The sequence below is a fragment of the Nocardia sp. CA-120079 genome (assembly GCF_050955745.1).
In the GTDB taxonomy this organism is placed as follows: Bacteria; Actinomycetota; Actinomycetes; order Mycobacteriales; family Mycobacteriaceae; genus Nocardia.
Genome location: NZ_CP192088.1, coordinates 9,245,240 through 9,258,303, shown reverse-complemented (window position 1 = coordinate 9,258,303; position 13,064 = coordinate 9,245,240). Strand labels below are relative to the sequence as shown.

Annotated in this window: 13 protein-coding genes and 1 tRNA gene; 7 read left to right on the top strand and 7 right to left on the bottom strand. The window is 66.1% G+C overall.

The window, feature by feature from the left end; genetic code table 11:
- Positions 1–17 precede the first annotated feature (17 nt).
- On the bottom strand, positions 18–1,853 hold the full coding sequence (locus ACQPYR_RS41760) for an acyl-CoA dehydrogenase (RefSeq protein WP_433625440.1): 1,836 nt from the start codon (positions 1,851–1,853) through the stop codon (positions 18–20).
- A 313-nt stretch (positions 1,854–2,166) separates the two neighbouring features.
- On the opposite strand from ACQPYR_RS41760, the gene ACQPYR_RS41755 reads away from it, so the two are divergent.
- Complete coding sequence (locus ACQPYR_RS41755; protein ID WP_433625438.1) at positions 2,167–2,763, top strand: alpha/beta hydrolase family protein; 597 nt, start codon at positions 2,167–2,169, stop codon at positions 2,761–2,763.
- A gap of 426 nt (positions 2,764–3,189) precedes the next feature.
- On the opposite strand, the gene ACQPYR_RS41750 is transcribed toward ACQPYR_RS41755, so the two are convergent.
- The 4 genes from ACQPYR_RS41750 to ACQPYR_RS41735 form a co-directional block, all read right to left on the bottom strand.
- Positions 3,190–3,891 carry a class I SAM-dependent methyltransferase gene (locus tag ACQPYR_RS41750; RefSeq protein ID WP_433625435.1) on the bottom strand — a complete coding sequence of 234 codons (702 nt, stop codon included), beginning with the start codon at positions 3,889–3,891 and terminating at the stop codon, positions 3,190–3,192.
- Positions 3,892–3,998: 107 nt separating this feature from the next.
- Positions 3,999–5,246, bottom strand: a complete 1,248-nt coding sequence (locus tag ACQPYR_RS41745) for an erythromycin esterase family protein (protein ID WP_433625432.1) — start codon at positions 5,244–5,246, stop codon at positions 3,999–4,001.
- Positions 5,247–5,365: 119 nt separating this feature from the next.
- Positions 5,366–6,475: a DUF4185 domain-containing protein gene (locus tag ACQPYR_RS41740; protein ID WP_433625430.1), complete on the bottom strand. Its 1,110-nt coding sequence runs from the start codon at positions 6,473–6,475 to the stop codon at positions 5,366–5,368.
- Between the two features lie 175 nt (positions 6,476–6,650).
- A complete protein-coding gene (locus ACQPYR_RS41735; RefSeq protein ID WP_433625427.1) occupies positions 6,651–7,400 on the bottom strand; it encodes a crotonase/enoyl-CoA hydratase family protein in 750 nt (249 codons plus the stop codon).
- A 111-nt stretch (positions 7,401–7,511) separates the two neighbouring features.
- Here ACQPYR_RS41735 and ACQPYR_RS41730 point away from each other — a divergent pair, with 111 nt between their 5' ends.
- The 3 genes from ACQPYR_RS41730 to ACQPYR_RS41720 are packed head-to-tail and all read left to right on the top strand — an operon-like array spanning position 7,512 to position 10,511.
- The gene (locus tag ACQPYR_RS41730; RefSeq protein ID WP_433625424.1) at positions 7,512–9,044 is read left to right on the top strand and encodes an acetyl-CoA acetyltransferase; all 1,533 of its coding nucleotides are present in this window, start codon (positions 7,512–7,514) and stop codon (positions 9,042–9,044) included.
- A gap of 23 nt (positions 9,045–9,067) precedes the next feature.
- Positions 9,068–9,859 (top strand): crotonase/enoyl-CoA hydratase family protein, encoded by a 792-nt coding sequence (locus ACQPYR_RS41725; protein WP_433635395.1) that lies wholly within the window; start codon positions 9,068–9,070, stop codon positions 9,857–9,859.
- 4 nt (positions 9,860–9,863) lie between these two features.
- Positions 9,864–10,511, top strand: coding sequence for a TetR/AcrR family transcriptional regulator (locus ACQPYR_RS41720; protein WP_433625421.1), 648 nt, complete (start codon positions 9,864–9,866; stop codon positions 10,509–10,511).
- On the opposite strand, the gene ACQPYR_RS41715 is transcribed toward ACQPYR_RS41720, so the two are convergent.
- Positions 10,495–11,283, bottom strand: a complete 789-nt coding sequence (locus ACQPYR_RS41715; protein WP_433625418.1) for an alpha/beta fold hydrolase — start codon at positions 11,281–11,283, stop codon at positions 10,495–10,497. The two genes, ACQPYR_RS41720 and ACQPYR_RS41715, sit on opposite strands and share 17 nt — an antisense overlap.
- 105 nt (positions 11,284–11,388) lie before the next feature.
- On the opposite strand from ACQPYR_RS41715, the gene ACQPYR_RS41710 reads away from it, so the two are divergent.
- The 3 genes from ACQPYR_RS41710 (at position 11,389) to ACQPYR_RS41700 (ending at position 12,341) form a co-directional block, all read left to right on the top strand.
- The gene (locus ACQPYR_RS41710) at positions 11,389–11,613 is read left to right on the top strand and encodes a hypothetical protein (protein ID WP_063046440.1); all 225 of its coding nucleotides are present in this window, start codon (positions 11,389–11,391) and stop codon (positions 11,611–11,613) included.
- Positions 11,600–11,896 carry a hypothetical protein gene (locus ACQPYR_RS41705; protein WP_433625415.1) on the top strand — a complete coding sequence of 99 codons (297 nt, stop codon included), beginning with the start codon at positions 11,600–11,602 and terminating at the stop codon, positions 11,894–11,896. The genes ACQPYR_RS41710 and ACQPYR_RS41705 overlap by 14 nt, the downstream gene beginning before the upstream one ends.
- 115 nt (positions 11,897–12,011) lie before the next feature.
- Positions 12,012–12,341 (top strand): hypothetical protein, encoded by a 330-nt coding sequence (locus ACQPYR_RS41700; protein WP_433600081.1) that lies wholly within the window; start codon positions 12,012–12,014, stop codon positions 12,339–12,341.
- A gap of 616 nt (positions 12,342–12,957) precedes the next feature.
- Here ACQPYR_RS41700 and ACQPYR_RS41695 read toward each other — a convergent pair.
- Positions 12,958–13,028, bottom strand: a tRNA-Gly gene (locus ACQPYR_RS41695).
- Between the last annotated feature and the right edge of the window lie 36 nt (positions 13,029–13,064).

The window sequence follows — 13,064 nt, the reverse complement described above, 5'->3', positions numbered from 1 at the left end:
GTGCGAAATCTTTTGGATCAGAACGCCGCTTCGTCCAGCTCCATGATGTCGTTGTCCAGGTTGGACAGGATGGCGCGGGTCGCGGTCAGCTCTGGCAGCACATTGCGTGCGAAGAACTGCGCGACGCCGACCTTGCCCTGGTAGAACGCCTCGTCGGCGCCGGTCGCGCCATTGTCGAGCGCCTTGATGGCGATGTCGGCCTGGCGCAGCAGCTGCCAGCCGATGAGCAGGTCACCGACCGAGAGCAAGAAGCGCACCGAACCCAGACCGACCTTGTACAGCTCGGACGGCTGCTCCTGGGCGCCCATCAGGTGCCCGGTCAGGGTGGCGGCCATGGCCTGCACATCCTCGAGCGCGGTGGCGAGCAGCTTGCGCTCGGCCTTCAGCCGGCCGTTGCCCGCCTCGGACTCGATGAACTTCTGTACCTGGCCGGCCACGTGGGCCAGCGCGACGCCGCGGTCACGGGCGATCTTGCGGAAGAAGAAGTCCTGCGCCTGGATCGCGGTGGTGCCCTCGTAGAGCGAGTCGATCTTCGCGTCGCGGATGTACTGCTCGATCGGGTAGTCCTGCAGGAAGCCGGAGCCACCGAAGGTCTGCAGCGATTCGGTCAGGTACTGGTAGGCCCGCTCGGAACCGACACCCTTGACGATCGGCAGCAGCAGATCGTTGACGCGGAAGGCGACATCCTTGTCGGCACCGGAGACCAGCTCGGCGATATCGGCATCCTGGTGCGCGGCGGTGTAGAGGTAGATGGCGCGCAGACCCTCGGCGTAGGCCTTCTGCAGGGCCAGGCTGCGGCGCACGTCCGGGTGGTGGGTGATGGTGACGCGCGGGGCGGCCTTGTCGGTCATCTGGGTCAGGTCCGCACCCTGGACGCGCTGTTTGGCGTAGTCGAGCGCGTTCAGGTAACCGGTCGACAGGGTCGCGATGGCCTTGGTGCCGACCATCATGCGCGCGTTCTCGATGACGTCGAACATCTGCGCGATGCCGTTGTGCACCTCGCCGACCAGCCAGCCCTTGGCGGGCACGCCGTGGCCGCCGAAGGTGACCTCACAGGTGGCCGAGACCTTGATGCCCATCTTGTGCTCGACATTGGTGACGAAGACACCATTGCGGTCGCCCATGGTCTGGGTCTCGAAGTCGAAGTGCCACTTCGGCACGTAGAACAGCGACAGGCCCTTGGTACCGGGGCCTGCGCCCTCGGGGCGGGCCAGCACCAGGTGCATGATGTTCTCGAACAGGTCGTCGGAGTCGCCCGAGGTGATGAAGCGCTTGACGCCCTCGATGTGCCAGGAGCCGTCCTCCTGCTTGATCGCCTTGGTGCGGCCCGCGCCGACATCCGAACCGGCATCCGGCTCGGTCAGCACCATGGTGGCGCCCCAGTTGCGATCGGCGATGATCTGCGCCCACTTCTTCTGCTCATCAGTGCCGTTGTTGTAGAACACCTGCGCGAAACCCGCACCGGCGGCGTACATCTGAGCCGGCGGGTTGGCGCCGAGGATCATCTCGCCGAGCGCCCAGGAGACGGCGCTCGGGGCACCGAGGCCACCCAGCTCCTCGCGGACGGCGACCTTGGCCCAGCCGGCGTCTTCGAGCGCGCGGTAGGACTTCTTGAACGATTCGGGGAGAGTGACCGTGTGGGTCTCGGGGTCGAAGGTCGGCGGGTTGCGGTCACCGTCGACGAACGAATCGGCCAGCGGACCCTCGGCCAGGCGACGCACCTCGTTGAGCATCTCCTTGACGGTCTCGGTGTCGAGATCGCCGTAGGCGTCGCTGTCGAGGATGGCACCGAGGCCGAGTACCTCGAAGAGGTTGAACTCCAGGTCGCGGACGTTGCTCTTGTAGTGGCCCATGTCTGTTACTCACTCTCCGTTGAGTTGGTGCGGTCGGTTGGTTGCCGTTCCCGCCCGTTGTCCGTCCACCGGGTAGCCGTGCCGGTTTCTCCGCATGCTACTCGCGGGTAACTTATGTCCCATATTACCGGTCGGTAATGGGGTCGCAAAGACCCGAGCGGGCAATGTGACGCGGAAAACACTCGAAGGCGTTGCCGTTTGTCTACGGCTCGCGTAGTAGACGATCGAGCCGGGTTTGCCGGTGCGTTACCCCGCGGCCGACGCGCTGCGGGTGACTGGGCGTCTTCGGATAGCTGGGGACTACCGTGGAAATGTGCGAATCGAGACGAGCGCCGGGCCCGCGGAGATCGAGCTCGACAAGCCGCGCAAAGCGGCGTTCCTGCTGCTGCTCACGCACGGATCCGGCGGCGGTGTCGACGCAAAAGACCTGCTTGCCGTGCGCGACTGCGCCTACGAGCTGGGCGGCGCGGTGGCGCGGGTGGTGCAGCCGTACCGGGTCGCCGGACGACGCGCCCCCGGTTCCGCGGTGAAGCAGGACGAGGCGTGGCTCGAGATCGTGACCGACCTGCGCAAGCGAGTGAAGAAGGTCCCGCTGATCCAAGGTGGGCGCAGCAATGGGGCCCGGGTGGCCTGCCGAACCGCCATCGCCGCCGACGCGCGCGGCGTGCTCGCGCTGTCCTTTCCGCTGCATCCGCCGGGTAAGCCGGAGCAGACGCGTCGCGAAGAACTGCTGGCTGCGGGCGATATCGAAGTCGTCGTGATCAACGGCGCGAACGACCCATTCGGCATCCCCGACCCCGCCGATGCCGCCGAGGTGCGCGTAATCCCTGGTCAGCCGCATTCCTTCCGGTCGGGATTCGGCACCATCGCCGACACGGTCGCCCCCTGGTTGCAGCGCTGGTCCCAGTAGGGCGGGCGTCCAGTCCGGTTCCGGTTGGGTCTGGCCGCCTGTGAGCGACCCTGCACCGAGGTACGACGGCCCGCGCCGGGCCACTCGAGTGTGCCGCGCTTACGCCTGCGCGCCGGCCATCGAATCATCGGCCAAGCCTGCCTGGCGTGCGAGGACGTGCCTGGCGTGTGAGGACTTGGCGTGCGTGGCCTGCGAGGACGTGCGTGGCGTGCGAGACCGTGTGCGGCCTGCGAGGACTTACGTGGCGTGCGAGGACGTATGTGGTGTGTGAGTACTTGCGTGGCTTGTGAGGACGTGCGTGGCCTGCGAGGACATGCGCGGCGTGCGAGGACGTGCGTGGCGTGCGAGGACATGTGCGGCGTGCGTGGCGTGCGGCGCGGCCTGCGCGGCGGGCGGCGGCCTGCGTGGCGTATGCGGCAGCCTCGGCTAGTTGGGGGTATCGGGTTCGGTGGCGGGCGGGTCCGCTGGGGGTTTGGTGGCGATGACCAGGGCGTCTATCGCGTCACGTTCCTCGGTTGGGCGGTAGACGCGGTCGGCGAGGCGGACTCGGATGCGTTCGGGGTCGTTGCCGAGGTCGGCGATGATGTCGTCGGGGGTGAACAGGACCGTGGGGTCCTGCGGGCCGCCGAAGCCGTCGGTGAGATTGGTGGTGTCGTGGCCGAGGATCAGCAGCGTGCCCCCGGGGGTGAGCAGATCGGCGAGGCGGTGGACCAGCCTGCGGCGTTGTTCGGCGGGCAAGTGCAGGAAGACCATCAGCACGAGTTCGTACGGGCCGGTGATGCCCGCGGCATCCAGATCGGTGACATCGGCGCATTGCCAACTGATCCGGCTGCGGACCGAGCGGGACAGGCGGGTCGCGATGGTGCGGCCCTTATCGACGCCCACCTGTGAATAGTCGACGGCGTGCACCTGCCAGCCGTGCGTGGCCAGCCACAGCGCGTTGCGCCCTTCACCGCAGGCGAGATCGAGGGCCCGCGGCAGGCCGGGCGGCTCGCCGTCGGGAGTGTCCGGCACCAGCGGCGCGATCCGCTCCAGTCCGTAGACATGCTCCACCACAGTGCTGTTCGGCGGTGCGCCCCAAACCAGTTCACTCTGCGCATACCGCGTGTCCCAATCGGTCGCGTCCATATGCGCGAGTGTATTTGCCCCGCGTACCTCGCGACCGCCGCGCACCCGCGACGATCGCGAATCCCGTCTGCGCGCCGGGGGATCATCGCGGGCGGGCGGCCCGAGTTCTAAGAAGTCGCTTGGGGCAACCAGTGCACTGGCGAGGTCTCGCGGATGTGGACGAGCACGTCGAAAGCCCCCACGAGAGATCGCACGCTCGTGTGGGCGGTGGCATCCTTGGCCGGATCGTAGATACCGCTGATCGTGCGCAGCTTCGCCGGACCGCGTAGCCACTGTTGCACCGATTCCGGTGCGTCGCTGTGCAAGTCGACGTAGAAGGCGGGCAGATCCACGTCGCCCAGGGAAGCGTCGACCAGGTCCGACAGTGGCTCCGGTGCCACCGCCATACCGAGATCACCGTGATGGAACCCGATGGCGACCGAGATGTAGCGCGCACCGAAATGTTCGCGCAAATAGCTACCGGTACCGCGGAATTCGGCGGTCTCCGCCGGACCGTCGCCGAGGGTAAGGGCTGCTGTGTGGGCGATGCCGTCCCAATACGCGATCTTCGCGCCGGTATCGCGCTGCCATTCGATTAGTCGGTCCGCGGCAGGTCGCTCGTCGCGCGCGAAACCACCCTGCCCGGCAACGCTGTTCTTGTGGAATTCGACTATGAGCCGCAGATGCGTCAGTGCGTTTTCGAATCCTGGTGAAACCGAGAGCTTTTCGAATAATGCCAAGGCATCGCGTGCGTCGTCGATGAACGGGCGGCCGGGGTGAATTCCCTGATGGCGCTGCACATGTTCATCTACCTGGTGCGCGGTGCGGATCGGGGCGAGGTGGGATTCGATGGCGGCCAACCGATCCGGTGCCTGCTGGCGGACATAATCCAGGACCACGTCGTAATCCGACGGTTCGGCACGCGGCGGTTCGACTCCGAAAATCCGCACAGGATCGTTCGGGTGCTCATTGTTGAATTCGCGAATCCAAACCAGTGCCGCCGCCATTTCGCCGGTACGGGTCGGCCGCCATGCACCCGCGAGCACCGATTCGGGATCGCCCGCGCCGTTCCGTACATAGGCATCGAGCCGCTCACCGGAACGTGCACTGTCCTGCACGGCGAGCGCGCGGAAACCGTATGCCTCGACGAGCACCCGGAATACCCGCTCCCTCAGTCCGAAGGTCTGTCGAGAGAACCGGGTCGACTCACCGAGCCCGACCACGGTCGCAGATCCCAGCCGCTCGGTCAATGTCGCGATATCCGATCCCAGGCTATTCGAATGCGTATCGAAAATCGGCTGCGCATGTGAACGCAGCCATCCACGCAAATCCGAAGTGCCGGTAACTGATTCACTGGATGTGAGGGTGGTGCCCATGGTCTCTCCCGAAGCTCGACTACTCGACGCGACCCAGCTTCATACCTGAAGTGCCATTGAGGTCAAGTCGGCACACGAGCAACGGCACACGGCCACGGCCAGGTGCCGTTGCGGAGGGGCTAGAGGGTGGTATGCATCAGCAAAACGTTGTACTGACTGTGCACCGTGGTGACGAAGTACAGGTCGCGTCCGGTTTGGTAGGGGAAGATCGACGGAGCGTATGCGGACGGCAGTTCGCGGGTGTCGATCAGAACCTCTGGATCGCTCCACGGACCCGCGGGCGAGGCGGCCCGTCGCATGACCACCGAGTTGAACGGATCGGTGGTGAGTGAGATGAACTGGCCGAGGTACTCGTTGTACATCACCGACATCTCGCCGACGCCCCACATGATCGGCGCCGCGGCATCGACATCGCCCTTCTTGCTCCAGTGCTCGCCGTCCCAGTACTCGTACTCGCCCAGATTCTTGATGTCGCCTTCGCGGACCCGCCCGATATACGCCGCCCGGTTGCGCCCGGACTGGGTGCCGTACTCGTAGACGTACCCGCCGTTCTTGACGAACGCGTTCATCTGGAAGTTGGCGTTACCGCCCTCATTCGGGCGTCTGGTCTCGGGTAGTTCGGCCCAGGTTTCACCGTTATCGCCGGATACCGCGAGTCCGGAGAAATTCGTGGTCCATCGGCCGATATCGTCCCAGGTCTGCACCGACATCAGGCTCATGTACTGAACGCCGCCGACCGAAATGCCCGCGGTGGGGATCCGGCTGATCTCGATGAATGGAATCTTCGGGCTCGGAATCAGATCGCGCGCCTGACCGAAGATATCTCGCACGACGCTGTCGAAGTAGATGCCATTGGACGGATCGTGGGTGTGGCTGCGCACCAGAATATTGCTGCGCCACGCCCATGTGCTGCCCGCGAGCAGATTCGGCAGGCCGAGTCCGGCGGTATCGCCGAATGCGGTCAGCATCTCGCCGTCGCCGTTGTCCCACATGATGCCCAGATCGGTGCCGAGCACGTTATAGGCCTGGGTGTTATTCGGGCTGGCCATGCCGGTCACCTGGAATATCGCCCTGCTCCGGCCGGCCAGGTTGGGGAGTCCACTGGTGCCGTTCAGCACCGGGATCGGATTGATCGCATTGGGGTTTGCCGAGGCTGGGGTAGTCGCAACGAGGAGCAAGGCCGAAGCTCCTGCCAATGCCGAGAGCAAGGCGGACGCGGTCTTGTTCAAGTCTCAAGGCCCTCCGGTTCTGGCCGAAGTGGCACGATACGCGGCCCCCCACCTCGTGTGTGTCACATTCGGCTGGCTGGCAAATCGTTCAAGATGCTAACAGCGAAACCGGGGAAATTGGTGGCTTGCGTGATTCGTCTGGACAGTTGTAAGCGCGGTGCTACCTGAATTGTGATCAGCGACGACGAGAAATCGCCTGCCGCAGGATCAATGGCAGTTGGGTGGCTCGCTCGATGGCGAAGGTGCGGCGAGCCGAGGCATGCCAGGAGCGATCGAATAGTTGTTTTGCCCCTGCGACGGCGTGCGGCGAGCGGATGGCGATTCGATCAGCGAGCTTTTCCGCCGCCGCGACCGGGTCCGCGGTCACCTCGGTGACCAGGCCGATCCGCTCGGCGTATGCGGCGTCCACGATATCGGCGGTCATGGTGAGCAGCAGTGCCTTGTCGACACCGATCAGCCGGGACAACGTCGCCGCGCCGGTCATATCCGGGACCAGACCGTACTTGGCCTCCATTACCGAGAATTCCGCGTCGGTGCTGGCGAAGCGGACGTCGGCGGCCAGCGCGATCTGCAGGCCACCGCCGTAGCAGTGGCCGTGTACCGCGGCGATCACCGGCACCGAGAGCCGACGCCAAGCCCAGCAGGCTTCCTGGAAGGTATTGGTGCCGCGCCACGGCAGCGGTATGAAGCCGCGGATGACGGCCAGTGGGTCGCGGCTCGTCCCCGCGATATCGAGGCCACTGCTGAAACTCGGACCATTGCCGGACAGGATGACCGCGCGTACTTCCTGGTGATCTGCGACGGTATGTGCGGCCGTGACGAGGTCGCGCAGCATCTCGATGGTCAGGCCATTGTGCTTGTCCGGCCGGTCCAGCGTGACGTAGGCGCGGTCGTCGACGAACCGCAGCGCGATGTTCGAGGCCATTCCCGAATCTTACCCGCGAGTCAGTTAGCGGGCCATTGCTTGCGCGTGTGCGCGTTTGTTCTAATCGAACGCAAGTTACCGTCAATATTGACGGTAAAGAGTGGAGGAACCATGCTGCCACCCGGATTGGACCCGCGCACGCCGGTACTCGTCGGTGTCGGACAGGTCGTGCACCGCAGCGGCGAGCCCGGCCTGCCCGGACCGGTCGAACTCGCCGCCGAATCGCTGCGCCGCGCGGGTGCCGACAGCGGCACCGGGGATCGGCTATTGCGGTCTGCCGATCTCATCGCGGCCGCGGCTCCGGTCAGCAGGCCGTATCCGGATCTCGGTGCGTTGGTCGCGGCGGAACTGGGTGCCGCGCCGAAGCGGACGCTGCAATCCGCGCGATTCGGCGGTGACGCGCCGCAGCGCCTGGTCAATACCGTCGCGCAGGCCATCGCCGAGGGGCGGTGCGAGGTCGCGCTGATCACCGGGGCCGAAGCGGTCGCGTCCTGGAATGCGGCCACCCGCACCGGCGTCGGCCTCGACTGGCCCGAGCAGGGCGAGGATGTTCGGCCGACCGAGCTCATCGGCACCGAACGCGGACCCAATACCGAGATGGAGACCGCGGCGGGACTATGGGGACCGATCTACTTCTATGCGCTGATGGAGACCGCGCTGCGCGGCCGGCTCGGCCTGAGCGAGGCCGCGCACCGCGAGCGCATCGCCGGACTGTGGTCGCGGCTCTCGGCGGTGGCGGCCGTGAATCCGTATGCCTGGCAGCCCGCCGAACAGTCGATCGAAGATCTGGTGACGCCGTCGCGCGCGAATCGCATGGTGTCCTCGCCGTATCCGAAGTTGCTCGTCGCGAATCTGTCCGTGGATCAGGGCGCGGGGCTGATCCTGTGCAGTGCGGCGGCGGCCGATGCTGCGGGCGTGCCGAGGGACCGCTGGGTGTTTCCACACGGTGGGGCGAGCGCCACCGACGAGTGGTACGTCTGCGAACGCGCGGATATGTCGAGTTCACCGGCCATTGCCGCGGCCGGGCGGGCCGCATTGTCGAGTGCGGGTATCGGCATCGACGACGTCGCGCATATCGACCTGTACTCGTGCTTCCCGGTCGCGGTGCAGGCCGCCGCCGAGGCGCTGGGGCTGCCGATCGACGATCCGGCGCGGCCGCTGTCGGTCACCGGCGGACTCACCTTCGCGGGCGGCCCCGGCAACAACTACGCGACCCATTCGATCGCGACGCTGGCCGCTCGCCTGCGCGCTGATCCATCGGCATACGGCCTGGCGAGTGCGCTCGGCTGGTACATCACCAAGCACGCCATCGGCCTCTACTCCGCTCGCCCGCCCGCGCGACTGTTCTATGCCGACGAACCGGAAGTGCCTGTGGCACGGCGCGATACGGCGCCCGACTACACCGGACCGGCCACCGTCGAGGCCTACACCGTCGCCTATCGCAAGGGCCCCGCGCCCGAACACGCCGACGAACCCGAGGCCGTGGTGATCTCCGCATTGACTCCGGCCGGTGCCCGCATACTGGTTCGGGCGTCCGATTCGGAAACCGTCGCGGCGTTCACCGACGGCGACCCGATCGGCGCGCAGGCCGATGTGATCGCCGCCGACAAGCTTGCATTGCTTACCGAGAGGACTGTCGAATGAATGCAGCGTCGCACAGCGACTCCATGAGGGGTGGTGGCCGGGAGACGGGTGGGCCTGATCTGGTGCTGGTCGAAAAGCGCGATGCGATAACACTGTTGACTGTGAATCGTCCGGAGGTCCGCAATGCCATCAATTTGGCCACCGCGCAGGCCATCGAGGCGGCGGTCGACGAATTCGAGGCCGACGATGCCGCGCGCGTGCTCGTGCTCACCGGAGCGGGCGCAACCTTCAGTGCCGGAATGGATCTCGTCGCGGCATCGAAGGGGGAGATGCCGATAACCCCCAAGCGCGGCCCGCTCGGCATCGCCGCGAAACCGCCTGCCAAGCCGATGATTTCGGCGGTCGAGGGTTTCGCGCTGGCCGGCGGGTTCGAACTCGCGCTCTCCGGTGATCTCATTGTCGCCGCGAACAATGCCCAGTTCGGAATTCCGGAGGTCAAGCGCGGTCTGGTCGCTGCGGGCGGCGGCGTACTGCGGCTGACGCAGCGGCTGCCGCGTCCCATGGCCGCCGAGCTGGCGCTCACCGGTGGCCGCATCGATGCCGAACGGCTCTACCAGCTCGGACTGGTCAATCGGCTCACCGAACCCGGTGCGGCACTCGACGGCGCTTTGGCCCTGGCAGCTGAAATCGTCGCGGCCGCACCGCTTTCGGTGGCGGCGAGTAAGCGGATCATCGACGAATCGCCGGACTGGGCCGTCGCGGAGGGGTTTGCCAAGCAGGGCGAAATCGCGCTGCCCGCGCTGTTCTCCAAGGATGCCGCCGAGGGTGCGCTGGCCTTCGCGCAGAAGCGCGAACCCCAGTGGCAGGGACGCTGATCCGATGCCCGAACGCGTCCAGGAGACGCAGGCGCAGCGGCGCTCGCGCATGCGCACGCGACTCCTGGACGCCGCGGTGGAGAGTCTGGTCGAGGTCGGCTACGCGGGTACCACCACGCTCGAGGTACAGAAACGGGCGGGGGTTGCGCGCGGCACATTGCAACACCACTTCCCGACCAAGGCAGACCTGCTCGCCGGTGCGGTAGAACATCTGGCCGAGCGTCGATTCGCCCAGCTGACAAGGGAATTCGAGGCAATACCGGCCGATGCCGATCGCCTCGAAACGGCGGTCGAGCTGACCATGCGCATGTTCACCGGGCCGTCGTTCTGGGCGGCGCTGGAGATGTGGGTCGGCGCGCGTACCGATGCGGAACTACTCGCGGCCTTCCTGCCGCTGGAATATCGACTGTTCGACCTGATGCACAACAGCATTCGCGATATCTTCCGTCAGGAATTCCCGGACGATCCGCGCGTGCCGACCATTACCGAATTCACCATCGAGATCATGACCGGTCTCGCCATGCGTGTGCTGCTCACCGGCGATCTGGACCGGAATCGAATCCTGCGGCACCGCTGGGGAAATGCGGTCCGCATCCTGCTCGGCGAAGCGGATCCGGCGACGCTGACGCGAGCGGTCAGGGATGTGGGCTGATGGTGTCGAGCAGGACCTGCGCGCAGCCGGCCGGATCGTCGAAGAACGGGGTGTGACCGCTGCCGTGCAGCGTGACGTGGCGAGCATTGGGCAGCACGGCGCGTGCCTTCCTGCTCTGCGTGGCGTAGGTCAGCAGGATGTCCCGGTTGCCCCAGGCGATGGTTACGGGAATATCGGCCAGCGCACCGATTTCGTGCAATTCCGCATCGGTGAAGGAGGCAAGGGCGGGCTCGAAGCCGGGTGCGTCGGCGGCGTCGGCGGCGGTGTCGATGGCCACCTGTGGATCCAGCGCCCACGGCTTGCCGAAGATCAACGTCAGAAAGATGGTGCGGCCTGCGGCGGTGCCCAGCACGTCGGGCAGCCACCGACGCAGCACCCGGGCGAGTTGACGGGATTTGCCGAGCGATTGTTGGCACCACACGCGGCCGGGGGTGTCCCAGAATCCGATCGGCGAAAAGGCCGTGACCGAGCGGGCCGCACCACGTGCGCCGAGGTTCAGGCTGATGAGCCCGCCCATCGAATTGCCCGCCAGGTGCGGGCGCTCGATGCCCTGTTCGCGCAGGAAGTCGGCGAGCGCTTCGGTGAGGGTGTCGACGGTGGTGTGCTCGATCGGCGCGGACCCGGCGAAGCCGGGCAGATCGACGGCGATGACGTCGAAGGATTCGGCGAGGGTGCCGATGATCGGCTCCCACACCTGCCAGCGGCTGCCTACGCCGTGCACCAGGACCAGCGGTTCCCCCGCGCCCACCCGGTGGTGGTTCAGCGTCGTCATATCTGTGACCGTACAGCGATTCGCAGCCGTCGGACCGAGATTTCCGGCCACGACCGGACCGGATTTCCGCTGGCAGTCGGCCGAAACAGCGGTACGATAAATGGTATGGCAACGCGTAAGGTCACCCTTTCGCTGGACGCGGCGTCCTGGGCCTTCGCCGAACAGGCGGCGGCCCGCGCGGGGATGTCGCCATCGGCGTGGATATCGAAGGCAGCGCGTCGCGAGGCGGTGCGGACCGGTGTCGGTCCGGTACCCGATGTGACGGCCCTGGCCGCGGCGGACGAAGCGGAGCTCGCCGCCGCCGAGGAGGCGATGCGTGCGCAGGGGTGAACTGTGGCTCTATCACCCACACGGTTCGCCGCGGCGCCGTACCGTCGTGCTCATCAGCAGTGATGGCATCAATGAATCACCGAGGCAGTGGCTGATCGCCGCCGAGGTCGTCGACGAGGATCCGCAGGACATTCTGGCTGTGCCCGTCGAGCGGCACGGTTGGGTGCATGCCGGGAATATCGGTCGCATCTATCGTGGCTGGCTGGCCGAGCCCATCGATGAGATGGAAGCGGATGCGCTGGATCGGTTGGATACCGCATTGCGCGCGGCCATGGATCTTTAAACCACTTTCCGATTGGGAAGCCGATCGCTCGGCTACCGCTGGGCGTCGTACGGCATTATCGTTGCGGCGCCACGCGGTGGCCATAGATACACACTGAATCGAGAAGAGGAATCAGGTGCGGACCTTCCTGATCGCCGCAGCGCTCGTCGCGCTGCCGGTACTGGCGGCGTGCGGTAACGACAAGGCCGCGGACCAGCCCGCGGTAACCCAAGCGGACCTCGCCAAGTCGCTCCAGGACAAGGGACTCAAGGACAAGAACCTGGCCGACTGCGCCGCCAAGCTCTATGTGGACCAAGGCATCTCGCAGGAGGGCCTGCGCAAGATGGTCAGCGACGAATATGACGCCAAGGCCGCCGACGCCAACAACTTCGGCATGAGCCAGTCCGATGCGGACAAGGCCCGCGAGGCCAACACCAAGATCTTCACCGAATGCCGCTCGAAATAGCGGTTTGATCAGCCTATACGCGCCCCGGACCCGCTGGGTTCGGGGCGCGTTCGGCCGACTGGCCAGCGTGTCGACGGTGCCGGGATGACCAGGTCGATGAGATAGCGGTCGGCCGCATTCGTCGTGCCGGGTGTGCGGTCGTAGCTCCGGTGGCCCAGCCGTCGTGGCCTGCGGCCCAGGCGAAATGGGCACGCAGCGTCGGGATGGCGGCGTTTCGGATCGAGGCTGATGATGTCGAATCGCGCCCGCTGTCCCGGATCACCGCGATCTCGCGCACCATCGCGATCGGCCCAATCGATCGGCACAGTGACTGTCGCGCAGTTGAGTTCGGCATTCACCTGGCAAGGGCGCCGATTCGGCGTTGGTGCCGGACTCGATGCGGAAGTGCAGCCGACCAGGGCGGCCGGTACCGGCGCGGTCTAGATGGCGGCGCCGAACATAGTGCGGCGGAAGACCATGTTGCTGATCACCGCCCGCCCACATCCCTCGGTCGAGCCATCCCGCACTGACCCTCCGGTACTGCGGGGCTGCGGCCGAAACTGCTGGCGGGGAAGGGTTTTGGGGATAGCGGCGGATAAGAAAAGGCTCCCGGCAAGTTGCCGGGAGCCTTTGTCCGAGCCGATGACGGGAATCGAACCCGCGCTGTCTGCTTGGGAAGCAGAAGTTCTACCATTGAACTACATCGGCAGACCCCGAAGGGTACGTCCGAGACTGTAGCAGAAT

Bases quoted from the DNA above. Each gene is read 5' to 3' on its own strand.
- ACQPYR_RS41720 (WP_433625421.1), top strand. From the start codon at position 9,864: ATGCCCGAACGCGTCCAGGAGACGCAGGCGCAGCGGCGCTCGCGCATG.
- ACQPYR_RS41735 (WP_433625427.1), bottom strand. From the start codon at position 7,400: ATGGCCTCGAACATCGCGCTGCGGTTCGTCGACGACCGCGCCTACGTC.
- ACQPYR_RS41710 (WP_063046440.1), top strand. From the start codon at position 11,389: ATGGCAACGCGTAAGGTCACCCTTTCGCTGGACGCGGCGTCCTGGGCC.
- ACQPYR_RS41725 (WP_433635395.1), top strand. From the start codon at position 9,068: ATGAGGGGTGGTGGCCGGGAGACGGGTGGGCCTGATCTGGTGCTGGTC.
- ACQPYR_RS41760 (WP_433625440.1), bottom strand. From the start codon at position 1,853: ATGGGCCACTACAAGAGCAACGTCCGCGACCTGGAGTTCAACCTCTTC.
- ACQPYR_RS41750 (WP_433625435.1), bottom strand. From the start codon at position 3,891: ATGGACGCGACCGATTGGGACACGCGGTATGCGCAGAGTGAACTGGTT.
- ACQPYR_RS41715 (WP_433625418.1), bottom strand. From the start codon at position 11,283: ATGACGACGCTGAACCACCACCGGGTGGGCGCGGGGGAACCGCTGGTC.
- ACQPYR_RS41745 (WP_433625432.1), bottom strand. From the start codon at position 5,246: ATGGGCACCACCCTCACATCCAGTGAATCAGTTACCGGCACTTCGGAT.
- ACQPYR_RS41730 (WP_433625424.1), top strand. From the start codon at position 7,512: ATGCTGCCACCCGGATTGGACCCGCGCACGCCGGTACTCGTCGGTGTC.